This window comes from Roseateles sp. P5_B10 (assembly GCF_056400485.1).
Genome location: NZ_JBFULE010001050.1, coordinates 1 through 1,554, shown reverse-complemented (window position 1 = coordinate 1,554; position 1,554 = coordinate 1). Strand labels below are relative to the sequence as shown.

The following is a 1,554-nucleotide window of genomic DNA, read 5'->3' as shown; positions in this document are numbered from 1 at the left end:
CGATTGCGTCTGGGCGCAATACACCGTCTTCGTGGACGACCGCGAAGCCGTGCAGGCCAAGCTCAAGGCCGCCGGCGTGCCGACCGCCGTGCATTACCCGCGCCCGCTGCATCACCAGCCGGCTTATGCCAAGTACGGCCAGCCGGACGCCTGCCCGCACAGCATCGCCGCGGCGGCTCGCGTCATGAGCCTGCCCATGAGCGCCGACCTCACCGAGGAGCAGCAAGACCAGGTCGTCGGGGCTTTGGCCGCGGCACTGGCCTGACCATTCGCGGATGAAATTCCGGCCCGACATCGAGGGACTTCGGGCCCTGGCCATCGTGCCCGTCGTGGTCTTCCACGCCTGGCCCGCGGCCATGCCCGGCGGCTTTGTCGGGGTGGACATCTTCTTCGTGATCTCGGGCTATCTGATCACGACGCTGCTGCTGCAGCGCCTGGCCGCTGGCAGCTACAGCATCGCCTCCTTCTATGCGGCGCGCATCCGGCGCATCTTCCCGGCGCTGTTCGCGATGCTGGCCTTGGTCGCGCCGGCCTGCCTGCTGCTGCTGGAGCCGCAGGCGCTGCGCGAGTTTGCGCGACTGCTGGGGGCCACGGGGCTGTTCGTCTCCAACATCGAGCTGTACMGGACGACCGGGTATTTCGAAGGAGCCGCCGAGCTCAAGCCCCTGCTGCACACCTGGTCGCTGGCCGTCGAGGAGCAGTACTACATCGTCTTTCCGCCGCTGCTGGCCCTGTTGTGGCGCTTCGCGCGCCGGCATATCGGCATCATGCTGCTGGGCGTGGGCCTCGTGTCGCTGGCCTGGTGCCTGCGGTTGATGCCTTATGACGCCGAGCTGGCCTTCTACGCGGCACCAGCGCGCACCTTCGAGCTGATGATCGGCTCGGGCCTGGCCTGGTGGTCCAGCCGCAGTGATTCACCGCCCGCGCGCCCGGCCTGGGTGGACTCGGGGCTGGGCTGGACGGCGCTCGCGGCCCTCGTCGCCTCGCTGTTGCTGATGCGGGCCGATCACGCTTTCCCGGGGCCGATGGCGCTGTGGCCCTGCCTCGCGACGGCGGCGTTGATCTGGGTCGGTGCCACGCAACGGGCGGTCGCGACGCGCTGGCTGTCGACCGCGCCGCTGCGCTGGATCGGCGCGCATTCGTTTTCGCTCTACCTCTGGCACTGGCCGGTACTGGTGCTGACGCGGCATCTGGTGCTGGACCAGCCCTCGCCGGTGCAGGCCGCGCTGGCCGTGGCCTTGTCCGTCGCGCTGGCCTGGGCCTCGCTGCGCTGGGTGGAGGCACCGGTGCGGCGCTCCAAGGTGGCGCAGCCGGTCATGCTCGTGGCGGGGGCGTCCACCATCGTGGCCAGCCTGGCCGCGGCCTGGGCGCTGACGGCCGTGTCCGACCAGCGTGCCGCCCAGCCGGGCCGCGATGCGGTGCTGCGTGCCGGCGCGAGCGACTTCAGCCTCGACCGCAAGCGCTGCCACTCCAGCGGCAACCGCTGGTTGGACTACGACGCCCGCTGCCTGTTCGGGCCGGCCTCCGCCACGAAGACGCTGGCGGTCTGGGGTG

2 protein-coding genes are annotated in these 1,554 nt (G+C 70.6%); both read left to right on the top strand.

What is annotated here, in order from left to right; genetic code table 11:
- Positions 1 to 265, top strand: a 265-nt coding sequence (locus tag AC1DU6_RS30690) for a DegT/DnrJ/EryC1/StrS family aminotransferase (protein WP_477861867.1), incomplete at its 5' end; no start/stop codon positions are given.
- 10 nt (positions 266 to 275) lie between these two features.
- A partial coding sequence (locus AC1DU6_RS30685; protein WP_477861866.1) for an acyltransferase family protein occupies positions 276 to 1,554 on the top strand: 1,279 nt, incomplete at its 3' end.